A 15,079-nucleotide genomic window follows, 5' to 3' on the forward strand; every position below is an offset into this window, starting at 1 on the left:
AGAAAAATTTGCATAGCTTTTAAAAAAATTCTTTATTTTTATTAATGACCTATTTTACTTATATTTTTCAAAAGCTAATCATCTGCCGGCAACCCATTTATTAGCTTATAATTTCTCATTAAAACTTCCTTGCCTCTCCAACTAAAAGCCCTGTCCCGGTATCTTCTCAGAAACTCTTTATTGGAAATTTGTTTTAGTTCTTCATATTCCAACTTGTACTTTAGATTTTGCCTGAATTCTTTAAGTTTTGTCTCTTGAATCTTTTTATTGTGTGGACAAACATCCTGACAAACATCACATCCCCATATCAAAGTGTGTTTCTTCAAAATTTCAATTTCTTTTTCAGAAAGTTCGCCTTTTTTTTGAGTTATATAAGACCTGCACATCAAAGGGTTTATTGTAAAGTCTCCCATAATACATTGCCCGGGACATTTCTCCACACAACTGAAGCACTTGTAACAAGTACGGTTTTGCGGTTTGTCAGTCTCAAAAGGATAATTATTTATAATGTATCCGATAAAAACATAAGAACCATAACGGTCGGTTATAAAGTGTCCGTTTATACCCAAAAAACCCAAACCGGCTTTATAGGCCAAATATCGCTCATTAAGGGGACCGTTATCAGCAAAAACTTTATATTCAAAGCCTAAAATGTTTTCTTTTAGATATATCCCTATTGCATCCAGCTTATTTTGGATTATCTTATGATAATCCAAGCCATAGGCATATTTGGACAAATTGGCATCTTCAGCATTACCGCAATAATATGGAAACAGACAAACTATTACCGATTCTGCATCCTCTAAAGCCAATTTCGGGTCAATTGCCTTCTCTATACTTCCTTTTTCGAAAATGTTTGAGAATCCCTTTTCCAATCTGATTTCCAAAAAGTCTTTCAAATCGTTATACTTTTCGGATGATACAATACCTACATATTCAATGCCTATTGACCTGCAAAATTCAATTAATTGTTTCTTCATCCAAACTCCACCAACATCCTTTATGTTTGTAAAAATATTTAAAAAGCGTTTTATAAAATTTCAGTTAATTTTTATTGATAATTTGATACCTTATTATTTTATTGCCTGAAAATCAATCTATTAATGCTAAAAGTACCATGCAGTCAAGTTTTTTAAAAACCGAAAAACAAAAAACAATATACTTTCAATAAAATCAGCTCCACTTAGTTAAAGTTGGAGCTGATTTTTTTACTTTGTACTCTTATTAATTTTTAATACAGTTTAAAACCCTATATTATAAACTACAATTTCTAATATTTGTCCTTCTCCTAATTTGAAGCCGGGAACTTAGTTATCATACCAAGCAGATATGATTTTAAATATGCCAGGTCAATGGAATCTATAGCGCCGTTTCCGTCCAAATCAGCAACTTGCATATCATTTTCAACAGGGAAGTCATTAATCTGTCCAAGAAGATATTTTTTATAATATGCCAGGTCAATTGAAGTTATATTTCCGTCTCCATCAACATCTCCTTTTTTAATTGTAGGTTCGTTCTTTGTATCTTTAAACAAATCCGGCAATATGTTATAGATGTACTGATTAATATATCTCCATTCATGGGTTCCACCGTTGCATACCATAAAGTAGAAGTTTCCGTTTATTGGATCTTCAGAATAAATAAAGACATCGGTTATGTTTTTCATTGCTTGTATCATAGGGTTCATATTGGAATATGCAATATCTTGATTTCCTGTTGCACAGAAAATCTTAAAGTCATGTGGAACTTTATAACCGGATCTTCTTACAACATTTGCCAGGTACTCTGCTGTTTCTCTAGGTCTGGAACTTCCGCCCATAGAACCCATTACCCAACAGTCACCGCTTAACGGAATATAATATTTAATGTAGTCAAGACAGTTAATAAATGTGTACCAGGTACATACCGAACCCATTGAGAATCCGCCAAATGCCCTGTGCTCTCTCGAAGCTTTCATATCTTGTCTACTGTTTGACTTCAAATATGTATTATATTTTGTCTCAACCAACGGAATAACTGAATCTAACAATTCCTCATAGAAAGTAGCCTCACTATTTTTACCCTTGTAAAAGGTAGGTGTAACAACTATGAGAGGTTCAATATCTCCTCTTGCAATCATATTATCGAGTATTTTCTTCAAATCCCTGTTCTGACCCGGGCCACCGAATAATAAATTCTCATCTTCGCCGCCGCCATGCATCAAATATAAAACGTTGTACTTTTTGCTGGTATCATTCTGATTGTATCCATACGGAAGATAAACGTTTACATATTTAGTGTCGAAACCGGCTCTGTAACTCAGTCTTTCGATAGAGCCTTGCCTTGAGCTGACATTCAGGTAATCATTAGGAAGCGATCTGAAGTATTTCTCACCAGCTAAAGATACTGTGAGATTGGCACTGGCCATACCAAGCACTATGATGCTCGACAAAACAAAACATAATCCTTTCTTAAAAACTTTTTTCAAAAACATTTTAATCCTCCTCTATAAACTAATTTAATTTAATTAATATTGCCATTATTAAGCTTTTTAACATAAAGCATATATTTTAAAAATCAGGTTTCACCAATTTTTGAGGAGGGAGAGATAAAACTACCATGTAAAAAAGAAATTTATGTTGACTTTTTTTAAATGATATTTTTGTTTGTCTATATTCTTATAAATACTATTTTATTTTTATTTTAACATTTTAACATATTTAAACTGTATATAACTATTATACAGCATTTCCTTTAAATATAAAAGCAAATTATGTCACACAGTTATAAAACTCTCTATTTTATCTATTCGATTAATTTTATCTTTTTGTCATAAAAATTTTAAAAAACTAAATTTATTTAATTACTTTCCGACACAAAATGTAAACTACCTCTCTATTCTAACGAAAAAGGAACTACCGAACAACTTTATTGTTGTTAGGCAATCCCTTTAGGCATAAAACAGTCAATATTCAATCAAAACATAACAATTTAATTTTGAGGTATCTTCAATGTACCGATCTCGCTTAAGTCACTGAGTCTGTTTGCTTTATACATGCCTTTTGACAAAGTGTATAGAGTATCATTAATATAAATAATTCTCTCAATAGTTTTAGGCGAATAAAAATCATAAATGCCGGATTTTATGTATTCTTCATCAGATATATGTGTAATCTTTCCCTTTAAAGTAAATCCTTTATCAAGATCAATGTTGTAAACATAAGCACCCTGGAATACAAATTCGCCATATTGCGGCACTCCCCATTCGTTTATTGCATTATTTTTATCTTTGATTTCTGCCACTGTCACAGGAAAAGCCAAAAGATTTTTCTCTTTTGAAAACAGCAGTGCTTTATGATTTTGGAGCAGTTCAGAGTCAGTTCCTCTGTCTCCGATAACCTCTGAGAATTTTTGAATAGGATTGTTTACATCGGAAACATCAAACAGTGCAATCTTCATTCCCATGTAAAAAGCACCTCCCGAGACCTCTATTGTATCTTTGCCAAAACCTATAATGTGGTTTTCATCATAAGGATGTAGGTAATCGCTGTATCCCGGTATTTTGAGAGCCCCTAAAATTTCGGGCTTGGTTGGATCTTTCAAGTCAATTACAAACAAAGGGTCCACCGTCTTAAAGGTAACCATGTATCCGCGGTCACCCATAAATCTTACCGAATAAATCTCTTCACCTTTGGCAATGTCTTCAATTTTTCCGCATATATTCATTGTATCATCCAAGATATACAAATTGTTGCAGGAAACATTCCCGTTAAATCCCAAAGAATTTGTTGTAGTAGCCATCCGGAAGTATCCATTGTGTTCATCCATTGAAAATTGGTTTAAAATCACCCCGGGAACCGAACCCTTGCCTAAATAAGTCATTTTGCTGCCGTTAAGAGAAAATTTGTACACTTCAGTCATTCTATTGTCTTTATATACAGGAATAACAGATATTTTCCCCACCGGAGAATCCATAATTCTATTGCGCGAAGCTGCTTCATAGTCGTAATTTGTTACTGCCACATACAAATTGTCTTTTGATACATAAATATTCTCTCCTGAACCAAGATAAGTCTGAATATTTGCCTTTTCATCATCCTTTATGTCAAAGGCGGCAACAAGCATATAATTTGCCTCAACCGAATCAGGGAAATATCTTATTTCCTTACAATCAACTTTTATGTACTCTTCACCCACATTGCTGTCTCTATAAAAAGGTGTCTGAATTTCCATATCACCATCATAGGTATAATAGATATTCTGGTAATTGTTAGATACCATATAAAGTACCGAACCAATCATTCTTGAAGATACATAATTACCTTCAATTTCCACCTCTCTTATTTTCTTAATGTTCGTTTTATCGCTTATATCACATACAATAGCCTTGACACTGTTTCTTCTCAAATATGCTTTTATACGCAACTTATTTTCCGCTTGAGATTCTATCACTTTCCTATCGCTCGTCCTTTCATAAGAGCTGCCTATTGCAACAAGTAAATCCCTGTACAAATATATTTCTTGCGGTGTGAAATTATCATCCGAAAAATCAACTATATCCATTATATTCATCTTATCGGCAGGATAAGCTTTTGCCACAATTATACGGCCATTATTCACCTGGTAAATATATTGTCCGTCAGTCTTTACCACATCAGCTTCATCAACCCCCTGCACCTGTATATTTGTAGTGGAATAATCGGTCTGTTGGCTTCCGCTGCCAATATCATAAGCTATAGCATTATTGGCAGCTGCATCCGACTCGGAAGAACCTCGGAACTTCGTATTACTCTGACTCACAGTGGCTTTAAACATTTCATCAACCTTATAGTACAAGCCATAATCATTTGCCCTTGAATTTTTTATTAACTCTTCCAACTCCTCCGAAGAACCTACAACAGGCAGATTGTTAACCTTTGCAATTACTTCATCAATCATTGCCTTTTCAGAAGTAATATCGAATATGGATTCATTTTCGCTTATTACAATCAGTCCCCTGTCATAAAAAACCTTTTTGTCCAATGCTTCGGCAATGCTTCTTAAGGGTAGAAAAGTTCTTCCCTCCACAATTTCAGGTGCTACTTCCAATGGAACTTTTTCCTTACCCACAAACATGGTTTTATTGCCAATAACCAATTTTAACTCTCTATTTCCAAGAGCTATTGTAACGGTTGACGATGACGCATACCATCCCACTTCAGCTCCCATAGCTTCCGATATAAACCTGACCGGAACTAAAGTCCTTGATTCCTTTATAAAGGGCTTTACTTTGGGATTTGAAGAATCAACTTGAATTTCTTTATTATTAACCAGTGCTTGTGAACTTCCCACATATAGTACTACAGAATCTTTCAATCTTTCTTCCAGGCTCTTTTGAGCAGCAGGTATCTCCTCAGATATCACAATACTGTATATAGGGGTAACAGCAATCAGCAAAAAAGTCAAAAGACTAAGAAGCTTTGAAATTCCTTTCATTACATCAACTCTCCTTTCACTACATAGCCGGTTATATTGTTTGACGATTCAGGAGAAAAAAAGTTCCAATTTTATATCGCAAATCCTATCCTTATTCGTAATAAAATTCAAATTAATATAAGTCTATAAAATAAAAATAGAGCATACACTGCTGTATACTCTACAATTTTTTCAATGGCCTTCATTTGTTTTGGTATACTACTGTCTGTTTTTCTCATAAATAATTCTAAGTCCTTCAAGGGCAAGAAATCCATTAATTTCGTCTATTGTTTCCGATTCACTGGCAATCAATCTTGCAAGTCCGCCGGTAGCAATAACTTTTATGTTATCTTCCTTCATTTCTTTTTTCATTTTTTTCACAATATAATCCACAGTACCTACATAACCGTAAACTATACCTGACTGCATACTTGAGACAGTGTTGCGCCCGATTACATTGTCCGGTTTTACAAGGTCAATTCGTGGAAGTTTTGCTGCTCTTTGAAACAGAGCCTCTGCAGAAATCTTAATACCTGGACATATTGCACCGCCTAAATATTCACCGTTGGATGACACTGCACAAAAAGTTGTTGCCGTACCAAAATCAACTATTATAAACGGCGGCTTATATATCTCAAGGGCAGCAACAGCATTAACTATACGGTCTGCACCAACTTCCCTCGGATTTTCATACTTGATATTTATACCGGTCTTTATCCCCGGACCTACTATCACTGGTTCTAACTTAAAATATTTTCTAATGGCATGTTCTAAAGAATACATGATAGGAGGAACAACAGACGCTATTACTACAGCTTCAATATTGGACACATCAATTTTTTCAAAGCTGAAAATATTCATTAAAAACATTCCGAATTCATCCGATGTCTTTTCCCTGTCAGTAGTCATCCTCCAATGATTCAAAAGCTTTCTGCCGTCATATACACCAAAAACTATATTTGTATTTCCCACATCCATAACAACAATCATAAATTGTCTTTCCTCCGTCTTTTACATTACGATACATCTCTATACGCCCAATCTTAAACTCCTAATTTCTTTAAGCTCCAATTCTATTTCCTTTTCAATTCTTGCAATATCGGTTCTGATATCTTCAATGGTCTCTTCCGATTTTACTCTACTGTTGCCCTTTGATGAAGAATTGTTATAGCCGTGCCTTACTCCGCTTTCTCTATTGGCATAAGAGCTTCTTTGGTAACTGCTATCCTTTTGAAAATTATTATCCCTTGATGAACCGCCTGTACTGTTGGACTTATTCAGATATTTTCCTCTACTGCTATCTTTATTGGAAAATTGCTCCTGATCGCCGGATTTCCTTTTCTGAAAATCTCTTTTTCTGCTTCCCGTCAAATTACCGCTATTGTTACTGCTGGTATTATTTGCATTTACATTATTGCTGTTACCGGTTTCAGCATTACTATTGTTAATCACTGTTGATACCCCCTCCTAAATTTTTTCCCGGCATCTAATCAATCCATGCCCATAAACAGTGAAATATCGGCTTAGACTTATTTCACTTTACATTATGCTTTATCGGATAAATCCGCATATACTCACTACTCAGCATAAATACTACTCTTTGCATCAATTTCAGTTTGACTTTCTACTAAATTCAATTAAAATAAGCCTCACTATGTCATATTCCCAACAACTCCCTTGCATTTAATCCTAAAATGGCACTTTCAATTTCATAACCAAAGGAAAATTCCCGAATCTTTTGCACTTCTTCACTTTGATCTCCCCAAGGCGAATCGGTGGCAAAAAGTATCTTCTTATAACCATGGTTATTTATAATTCTCCGTACCTGCTGTTCATTCATAAATCTCACGCTATAGGATGTATCAAAATAAATTTCTGTACCGACAAGATATTTTTCTACCTCATCCCAGTATGAGAAGCCACCCATATGCGCTGCTACAAACTTTCCCCCAGGAAAGTCATCAATGACTCGTCTCAATCTTTCGGGAGTTGCATGGTAAGGCTCAGGAAGCCCGATGTCTACTCCTGCATGAAATATAATTATCAACCCCAGTTCTATGGCCACCTCATATATCGGATACATTTTTTTATCATCAACAAAAAATTTTTGGTAATCGGGATGAAGCTTTATCCCTTTTATTCCGTTCTCTTTTAATCTTAATAGCTCTTCCTTCCAATTCTCGTTTTCAGGATGAATGCTTCCGAAACCTATAATACTGTCATCCTGTATAAGTGCAGTCCAGTTATTTATTTTTTCTGTCTGTGAAGGTTTTGTTGCAATGGAAAGAACTACCGATTTATCCACGCCGGCCTTTTTCATAGATTCTTTTAGACTTAGTATGGTTCCGTCAAGCCTCGCCGGTATATTTGCACATTTCGCCAACTGAGGCACCGCTTTGGCAGCAAGTTCATCATTGAAACAGTGCACATGGAAATCTATAATCATCTTACCTTCTCTCTTTCATTCATAATCTCCATAATAATTAATATACAGTGTATTTTTAAAAAAAGCTGCTGAAAATATTATACACCTTATTTCCTCTCATTTCCGAAGCAATTTCTTCCAAACATCACTAGCAATATCCTAAAAGGCCTCTTACCGAGACCTCCCCGGAAAATACTTCTTTTACTGTGCCATCCTCACATTTTACTATCAATTTGCCGTCTTTGGTTATATCCTGCGCAATACCTCTATATTGCCGGTCCTTGTAAATTATGCTCACTTCTCTTCCCAAAGTAACCGAATGCTTTTTCCATTCAGAAATAATATATCCAAAATCTCCACATTTTACTTTATCATATATTGCTTCAAACTTTAATAGGATAGCTGCAATTAGTTGGGTTCTTTTTAAAATTTTTTGAATTCCCAATTCTTCTAAATGCATTTTCAACGAAGTGGCTTTATCTGACAGTTCCTCAGAAAAATCTTCTTTCTGTTGGTTCACATTCACTCCTATACCCAAAACCAAAAAGTTGATACTCTCTATCTCCATATTCATTTCAACCAATATTCCGCAGACTTTCTTACCATTTATTATTATATCATTCGGCCATTTTATTCCAGCTTTAATTTCAGCCACCTCGTAAAGTGCCTGCACAACAGCCACCGATGCTGCCAAGGTAAGCATCTGTACTTCTTCAAACGGAATATCAGGACGCAGCACCAGCGACATCCAAATACCTTTTTTGTTTGCGGAATTCCAATCTCTGCCTAATCTTCCACGTCCGCTGGTCTGACAATCGGCTACAATCAACGTACCTTCTTCACAGCCTTCTAAGGCTATTCTTTTTGCATAATTATTGGTTGAATCAATTTGGTCAAAATATATTATATTTCTCCCTAAAACCTTTGTTTTAAGCTCTTCACTTATTTCAAAAGAATTAAGGACATCAGAATCGGGACTAAGTCTGTAGCCTTTTTTTGAGGACGATTCAATAATGTAGCCCTCACGTTTTAACTCATTAATGACTTTCCATATCGCTGTCCGCGATACTCCAAAAAGAGTACTTAGCTGTTCACCCGAAACATATTCATGAGGGTTATTTTTAAGATATAATAAAACTTCTCTCTTCACAGCAATCCTTCCAAAATAATAATTGAATTTTTAATAACGATGCTTTTTTAAGGCTTTTTAACAGTAAAAGCTCTGTCGGTTTTCTTATCTATAAAAGCCACAAATCTGTTGCCATCCTTTTCAATCATCTCCATTTCGCCTTCTGTTGCACGGCCTTTAAAGAAACCAAACAACAGCCTGTCGTTTAAATCATCATATTTCTGTCGAAAATCCTCAATCAGGTTATTTATGTACAGTTCTTCCGAGTTATTGAACAAAATTGGCGAGCCCAATCCCTTATCCAGTAAACTGATCTGTTCCGGAATAACCGTAGTAGTCACAAGACACTCCGGAAGCCTGTACATTCCAAATATATAATCTTTTATAGGTATAATCGAATCCATATAAAGTTTCATAACCTCATCATGTTGCAAACCCAATTCATATAAAGACTTATCGGCTACATAGCAATATTCCGGATACAATTCAAGTCTGAGACATTTGTAATCCGGGGATTTGTATTTATCCATATCGTCTCTGGGATTCAAAAGAGCACATAGGCATTTTTTATTTTCAAATTCTATTTGCACTTCCTTTTCATACCATTGAGACAGTTTCAAGCCACATTCAATTGAATCTCTAACTTTGTCCTGAGGCACATAATAGTAAACCTCAACCATTAAATACACCTCCACAACAATAAATTAAATCATTAAACTCTTGAACTGACAATAGAAATTAAAGATTTAAAAAAAACAAGTCGGCAGCAAACCGCAAAATATTTCTTCAGCCTTCTTGTAAAATATAACTCCATTCTTGTCAGTACAATTGTTTATAAAATTTTTTATTTTGTCTATGAAACTGTCTTCTCTCTCAATTAATTCCATAAGCGGGATCAGCACAAAAGCTCTTTCAAACATCCTGGGATGGGGTATTATCAGTTCCTCAAGGTCAATTCTCAAATCATCCATCATAAGTATGTCAATATCAATTGTTCTAGGCCCCCAATGTATTTCTCTTGTCCTCTTAAGCATATTTTCCACCTTTTGAAGATGTTCCAACAGCTTAAGCGGTTCCAATTCAGTATGGAGTTTTAAAGCCATATTGAGAAATTTTCCCTGTTCTAAATATCCTACCGGTTCTGTTTCATATATATTTGAAACCTTAATAATACTCACGTCCGGAATCTTACTAATTTCGTCAACTGCTTCAAACAAATATTTTTCCCGGTCTCCCAAATTCGATCCCAATGACAAAAATACTTTATGCATTCTCTCTTGACCTCTTTATTTCAACACCTACCCAGCCAAAATCTCCGTCAATAGGTGCATCCGGTTTTCTAATCTTAACAACAACAGTTTTTATTTTATCAAAGTTTGACATTAGTTCCTCGGAAATTTTTTGGGCAAAGCTCTCAATAAGACGAAACTTATTCTTGTTATTTATATCTTTTATAATATCATAAACTACTGAATAGTCCACAGTATTTCCCAAATCATCAGTAATACCTGCCGGTTCCAAATCGAGAAATATCTCAATATCGATATAGAAATATTGCCCTATTTCCCGCTCTTTTTCCAATACACCATGATATCCGTAAAGCTTAATATCTTTTAACAATATCTTGTCCACAGCATATCTCCCACACTTGATAATTTCAGTTTACCATTAGTACCTGCTTGTTTTTTTAAATAAACTCAAAACAAAAGGTTCTGTATCTATACTCGAACCATAGCATCGGTCATTCTTACAACCCGAGCCATTTCCTTCACATCGTGCACTCTTACAAAATCAGCACCTTTAGCTATTCCAAGAGTCACAGTTGCTGCAGTCCCCTCAAGCCTTTCCTCCACAGGAAGATCTAAAACATTACCTATCATAGACTTTCTCGATGTACCTAATAACACTGGAAGATTAAGGGTTGAAAGTTCTTTAAGCCTTCTCATCACTTCAAGGTTCTGATCTAAATTCTTACCAAAGCCTATACCGGGGTCAATCACCATATTTTCTTTTCTAATACCTGCTTTTTCGGCTATCTCAATACTTTTTCTCAGAAACTTTATAATATCCCCCATAAGGTCACTGTACTCACAATTATCACTATTATGCATCATTACAACTCCGGCACCGTATTTTGCAACAACTTCAGCCATTCCTGCATCTTTTTGCAGCCCCCAGACATCATTAACTATATGGGCTCCTGCTTTCAGGGCCTTTTCTGCGACAATTGCTTTAGATGTATCTACCGAAATTGGGACATTGAATTCTTTTGCCAATACTTCTATTACCGGCATTACCCTGTTTATTTCCTCTGTGGCCTCTACCGGCTGGTGCCCGGGTCTTGTGGACTCACCGCCCACATCAATAATATCCGCACCGTTCTCTATCATCTCCCTCGCCCTTTTAACGGCACTTTCGATATTATTGTATTTTCCGCCGTCATAAAAAGAATCGGGAGTTACATTCAGAATTCCCATTATATAAGTCTTTTCACCTATAGGAAGTTTGTATTTACCACATTCGAAATATTCAGGCTTTCCAACGTCCAATCCCGTCAGGACTCTTTTTATTTCCTCGCCGATCTCCTTAAGAATTCCCGGCTGCATTTCCAGCTTGTAAATAAGTTTGTTATATTGCGAATATGTTCCCATAATAAGTATATCAGAAGTTGAGATGCTAAAATTAGCTACACCCCTGTTTACTGCAACATCTCCGCCTTTACCCAGCATTTCCTGCTTAATGATATTAGCAGCAAAAGTGCTGACATTTTCAATTTTCATTGTAATAAACAACGCCTTATTTGAAAGCCATGGTATCGATACCGCATCTACACCTATCTTGCGGATTTCTTCCTTGGCTGTACTCATATTTTCAATAAACAATAATCTTGCGTTTATCATAAACTCATCTCCATTACCCTAAAAATATATTATCTGTCCCGACACTCTTTTGTCTTCTATCTTAAGTATTCCATAGGAATAATACGGCTGCCACCTTTTATCTGTTGGAGAACCGGGATTAAAAAACAGGACACCTTCAATTTCTTCATTATACGGTGCATGACTATGCCCAAAAACAACACAATTTACTGAATCGTCTTTAAATAAATTGATCGAATTTTTGAGTGCATTGCCGCCATACCCGATATGACCATGGGTAATTCCAATCTTTACACCACTAACATCCAATATCTTTTTCATGCCAAGTTTGCTCTGCATAATAAAATCGTCATTATTCCCTGCCACAGCATAAACTTCCGCAATCTCCTCAAGCTCATATATTACATAATCTTTTATAAGATCTCCGGCATGAATAATCATATCCACACCCCTAAATGCCTCCAAAACAATATCGGGTATTGCTTTGCCTCTGCTGGGGATATGGGTATCGGATAGAACTCCAATAGTAACAGTATTCAAAAATAATCCTCCTGTAAAATAAATCTTTCGTAAACAAACAGTTTTTAAACTCCTGAATATCAAAATTATTATAATACATTTATTCTCCTTTTAGAAGTCCATTGCTTAATTGGCTGTGTCTTAAAAAATCTTTACAGTCTCTATAAATTTATTATATCTTGTTAACTTATGATATGCAAAAAGAGTAAACCTTATTGTTTTATTTACATTTTTATATTAAACTTAAATAGTAGATGTTAGCATCATTGGGACTCAAATATCATATAAGAAAATAGCTGTACTTTCATGTTTAATACTGGTATCAGTGTTAGCAGCTAATAGACAAAGGTTAAGGTTATTTTCATTTTTTATATTCAGAACAATATAAATAGTTTAGGAGGGAATATTATGGAAAAAACAAAACTGGATATAAGTGTTGGTCTTCTTGGTGCAATATTATATTTTTCAGGTCTGATTAACTTTTTAGTTCTAGTTATACTAGCAGGATATGTACTTTTATTCGAAAATAACGCATGGCTGAGAAAAAGTGCTGTAAAAGCTGTCGTAATAGTAATAGCTTTTTCCGTCGCTTCAATTATAATCGGTATAAGCAACAGTATATTTGATATACTCAACACTCCTCTTTCCTGGTTCAGAATTCCTTTCAGAATTTCCTGGCCCCTTAGCATAGATTCCATTGTTCTAAGAGCATTGGACATCATTGAAAAAGTTGTTTTATTAGTGCTTGGATTCAAAGCTTTTAGCCAGGGTTCTATGAACTTGGGTCCGATTGATAATATTATAGATAGAAATAATTAATTTCTTTTCATTTAGGTGGTGGTTTATCGTGTCTTTTTTTGAAAAATTGACTAGTGCAGGAAGGGATATGGCAAAAAAGACCAAAGAATTGGCTGATATCACAAAACTTAACATGCAGATAAGCAGTGAGGAGGACAAAATTAAGAACAATTATATAGAAATAGGCAAATTATATTATGAGCTATTTTCATCCAACCCGGATGAGAAATTTGCAGAGTTTTGTTCTGCCATAACCGAGTCAAGAAATAAAATCGAAGCTTTGAAAGACCAAATACTTGAGATTAAATGTGTAAAGAAATGTTGCCATTGTGGTGCAGAAATAACTAAATCGGCTGTATTTTGCAGTGCATGTGGCAAAAAGGTGGAAAATGATGAAAATATAACTTCCGCTAATACCGAAGCAAGCGGCGAAACCGACAAAAACACTGAATTCAGCCAAAATGATAAAAATTTCGAAGCTGTTGAAAATAATAATCTATCCGAGAATACAAACGAACCGCAAAAAGCCGAGTCCACACCCAGAATGTGTCCTTCATGCAATAATGCCGTTCCCAGTGATGCAAAGTTTTGTAATAATTGCGGAATCAAATTAGAGTAAATATTGTTACCATTCGAATTACCGTAAAATACATAAACAGGTCAGTTGTATAAAAAAGCAACTGACCTGATGTTTTTTACCTCATAGAAAAGTTTTCTCAAGTATTTCAACCAAATCCTTTTCATTAACTTGTCTGGCATTATAGGATGTGCTTCTTTGTTTCATGGTAAGAGCCGCATAATTTTTAATTTCTTCACTGCTCAAACTCAAATCCTTTTTAATCATTTTTTCTATTATATCTCCAAATTCGTCTATGGACGATACCTTGAATAACTCCAAAATTTTATTTATTTTTTCTCCGACTGCTTCATAATTGAATTTAAGATATTCCCGCATAAAGTAACCATTAGCTCTTCCATGGGGTATTCCTTTAAAATAAGTGAGAGAATATCCTAAACCATGAATAATTGTTGTTCCTGTATGGGAAATAACCATTCCTCCAAGCATGGAAACATAGATAAGCTTTTCTCTTATATTGAAATCAATATTATTGTCTATTAAATCTTTTGTACACTCAGAAAATATTCTCATAGCCTCTAATGCCAATATATCACTTACCGGTGTAATTCTTTTACTTAAGTATCCTTCCATAGCATGGGACAGAGCATCAACAGCCGTGTCGACAGTAGTCTCATAAGGCATACTCTCCGTATAGGTTGCATCTATAAAAGCAAGCTTTGGGAAAGTATCTTCATTGCCAAAACTCATTTTGGTCTTAATATCGTTTCTGGTCAATATGGAGTAGGGTGTAACTTCACTCCCCGTTCCTGCCGTAGTTGGAATAGCAACTATAGACAGTGGCCTGTTTTCAAATACATTTTTATAAAGTTCCAGAGGTTCAATATCATTTACTGCCAATACTGCAATAGCCTTTGAGGCATCAAGGGGCGAACCGCCTCCAATACCGATTATAAAATCGGCTTTAAACTCTCTTGCCGCTTTTCCTCCTTCTGCCACATTCTCCAGAGAGGGATTGTTTTCAACTCTATCGTAGATGCTGTAATCTATATTATATTCTTTAAGTATTTCTTCCACATGACTAAGTGCTCCGCTAGCTTTTGCAGAATTTTTACCGGTGACAATGAGAGCTCTCTTGCCGCATTTAGCAACCAACTCTTTATTTTGAATCAAACACCCTTTGCCAAATAAAACCTTCGTACCTATCTTAAATCCAAACTGCATATTATCACCATTCTTCTTTATAAAATTGTGAACCAAATTCATTATATAATACTTTTTTTGGTATTGACTATATATCGATGATCTATATATAATAT

15 protein-coding genes are annotated in these 15,079 nt (G+C 35.1%); 2 read left to right on the forward strand and 13 right to left on the reverse strand.

All coding sequences use genetic code 11. From position 1 onward, the window contains the following. Window positions 1-74 precede the first annotated feature (74 nt). From queG to CLOCL_RS19770, 12 genes are all read right to left on the reverse strand, one after another. Entirely contained in the window at window positions 75-980 is a 906-nt protein-coding gene (gene queG / locus CLOCL_RS19715) for a tRNA epoxyqueuosine(34) reductase QueG (protein WP_014256968.1), read from the reverse strand. A gap of 308 nt (window positions 981-1,288) precedes the next feature. Beyond that, window positions 1,289-2,473 (reverse strand): dockerin type I domain-containing protein, encoded by a 1,185-nt coding sequence (locus CLOCL_RS19720; RefSeq protein WP_014256969.1) that lies wholly within the window; start codon window positions 2,471-2,473, stop codon window positions 1,289-1,291. A gap of 497 nt (window positions 2,474-2,970) precedes the next feature. Continuing rightward, a complete protein-coding gene (locus CLOCL_RS19725; RefSeq protein ID WP_014256970.1) occupies window positions 2,971-5,454 on the reverse strand; it encodes a beta-propeller domain-containing protein in 2,484 nt (827 codons plus the stop codon). Window positions 5,455-5,652: 198 nt separating this feature from the next. Beyond that, window positions 5,653-6,423 (reverse strand): type III pantothenate kinase, encoded by a 771-nt coding sequence (locus tag CLOCL_RS19730; RefSeq protein ID WP_014256971.1) that lies wholly within the window; start codon window positions 6,421-6,423, stop codon window positions 5,653-5,655. Between the two features lie 39 nt (window positions 6,424-6,462). Further along, on the reverse strand, window positions 6,463-6,885 hold the full coding sequence (locus CLOCL_RS19735; RefSeq protein WP_014256972.1) for a hypothetical protein: 423 nt from the start codon (window positions 6,883-6,885) through the stop codon (window positions 6,463-6,465). 205 nt (window positions 6,886-7,090) lie between these two features. Further along, on the reverse strand, window positions 7,091-7,879 hold the full coding sequence (locus CLOCL_RS19740) for an amidohydrolase family protein (protein WP_014256973.1): 789 nt from the start codon (window positions 7,877-7,879) through the stop codon (window positions 7,091-7,093). A 127-nt stretch (window positions 7,880-8,006) separates the two neighbouring features. Then, window positions 8,007-9,008, reverse strand: a complete 1,002-nt coding sequence (locus tag CLOCL_RS19745) for a biotin--[acetyl-CoA-carboxylase] ligase (RefSeq protein WP_014256974.1) — start codon at window positions 9,006-9,008, stop codon at window positions 8,007-8,009. A 47-nt stretch (window positions 9,009-9,055) separates the two neighbouring features. Continuing rightward, on the reverse strand, window positions 9,056-9,667 hold the full coding sequence (locus CLOCL_RS19750) for a hypothetical protein (RefSeq protein WP_014256975.1): 612 nt from the start codon (window positions 9,665-9,667) through the stop codon (window positions 9,056-9,058). A 66-nt stretch (window positions 9,668-9,733) separates the two neighbouring features. Next, the gene (gene folK / locus CLOCL_RS19755) at window positions 9,734-10,258 is read right to left on the reverse strand and encodes a 2-amino-4-hydroxy-6-hydroxymethyldihydropteridine diphosphokinase (RefSeq protein WP_014256976.1); all 525 of its coding nucleotides are present in this window, start codon (window positions 10,256-10,258) and stop codon (window positions 9,734-9,736) included. Next, the gene (gene folB, locus CLOCL_RS19760; RefSeq protein WP_014256977.1) at window positions 10,251-10,619 is read right to left on the reverse strand and encodes a dihydroneopterin aldolase; all 369 of its coding nucleotides are present in this window, start codon (window positions 10,617-10,619) and stop codon (window positions 10,251-10,253) included. Before folB ends, folK begins: the two co-directional genes overlap by 8 nt. A gap of 86 nt (window positions 10,620-10,705) precedes the next feature. Then, complete coding sequence (folP, locus tag CLOCL_RS19765; RefSeq protein WP_014256978.1) at window positions 10,706-11,887, reverse strand: dihydropteroate synthase; 1,182 nt, start codon at window positions 11,885-11,887, stop codon at window positions 10,706-10,708. Between the two features lie 18 nt (window positions 11,888-11,905). Beyond that, window positions 11,906-12,406: a metallophosphoesterase family protein gene (locus CLOCL_RS19770; protein WP_014256979.1), complete on the reverse strand. Its 501-nt coding sequence runs from the start codon at window positions 12,404-12,406 to the stop codon at window positions 11,906-11,908. A 387-nt stretch (window positions 12,407-12,793) separates the two neighbouring features. On the opposite strand from CLOCL_RS19770, the gene CLOCL_RS19775 reads away from it, so the two are divergent. Next, window positions 12,794-13,204, forward strand: a complete 411-nt coding sequence (locus CLOCL_RS19775; protein WP_014256980.1) for a hypothetical protein — start codon at window positions 12,794-12,796, stop codon at window positions 13,202-13,204. A gap of 28 nt (window positions 13,205-13,232) precedes the next feature. Beyond that, on the forward strand, window positions 13,233-13,802 hold the full coding sequence (locus CLOCL_RS21355; RefSeq protein ID WP_014256981.1) for a zinc ribbon domain-containing protein: 570 nt from the start codon (window positions 13,233-13,235) through the stop codon (window positions 13,800-13,802). A gap of 81 nt (window positions 13,803-13,883) precedes the next feature. Here CLOCL_RS21355 and CLOCL_RS19785 read toward each other — a convergent pair whose 3' ends face one another. After that, the gene (locus CLOCL_RS19785; RefSeq protein WP_041715847.1) at window positions 13,884-14,984 is read right to left on the reverse strand and encodes an iron-containing alcohol dehydrogenase family protein; all 1,101 of its coding nucleotides are present in this window, start codon (window positions 14,982-14,984) and stop codon (window positions 13,884-13,886) included. Window positions 14,985-15,079: the final 95 nt, after the last annotated feature.

Source organism: Acetivibrio clariflavus DSM 19732, from assembly GCF_000237085.1.
Classification (GTDB): Bacteria; Bacillota; Clostridia; order Acetivibrionales; family Acetivibrionaceae; genus Acetivibrio; species Acetivibrio clariflavus.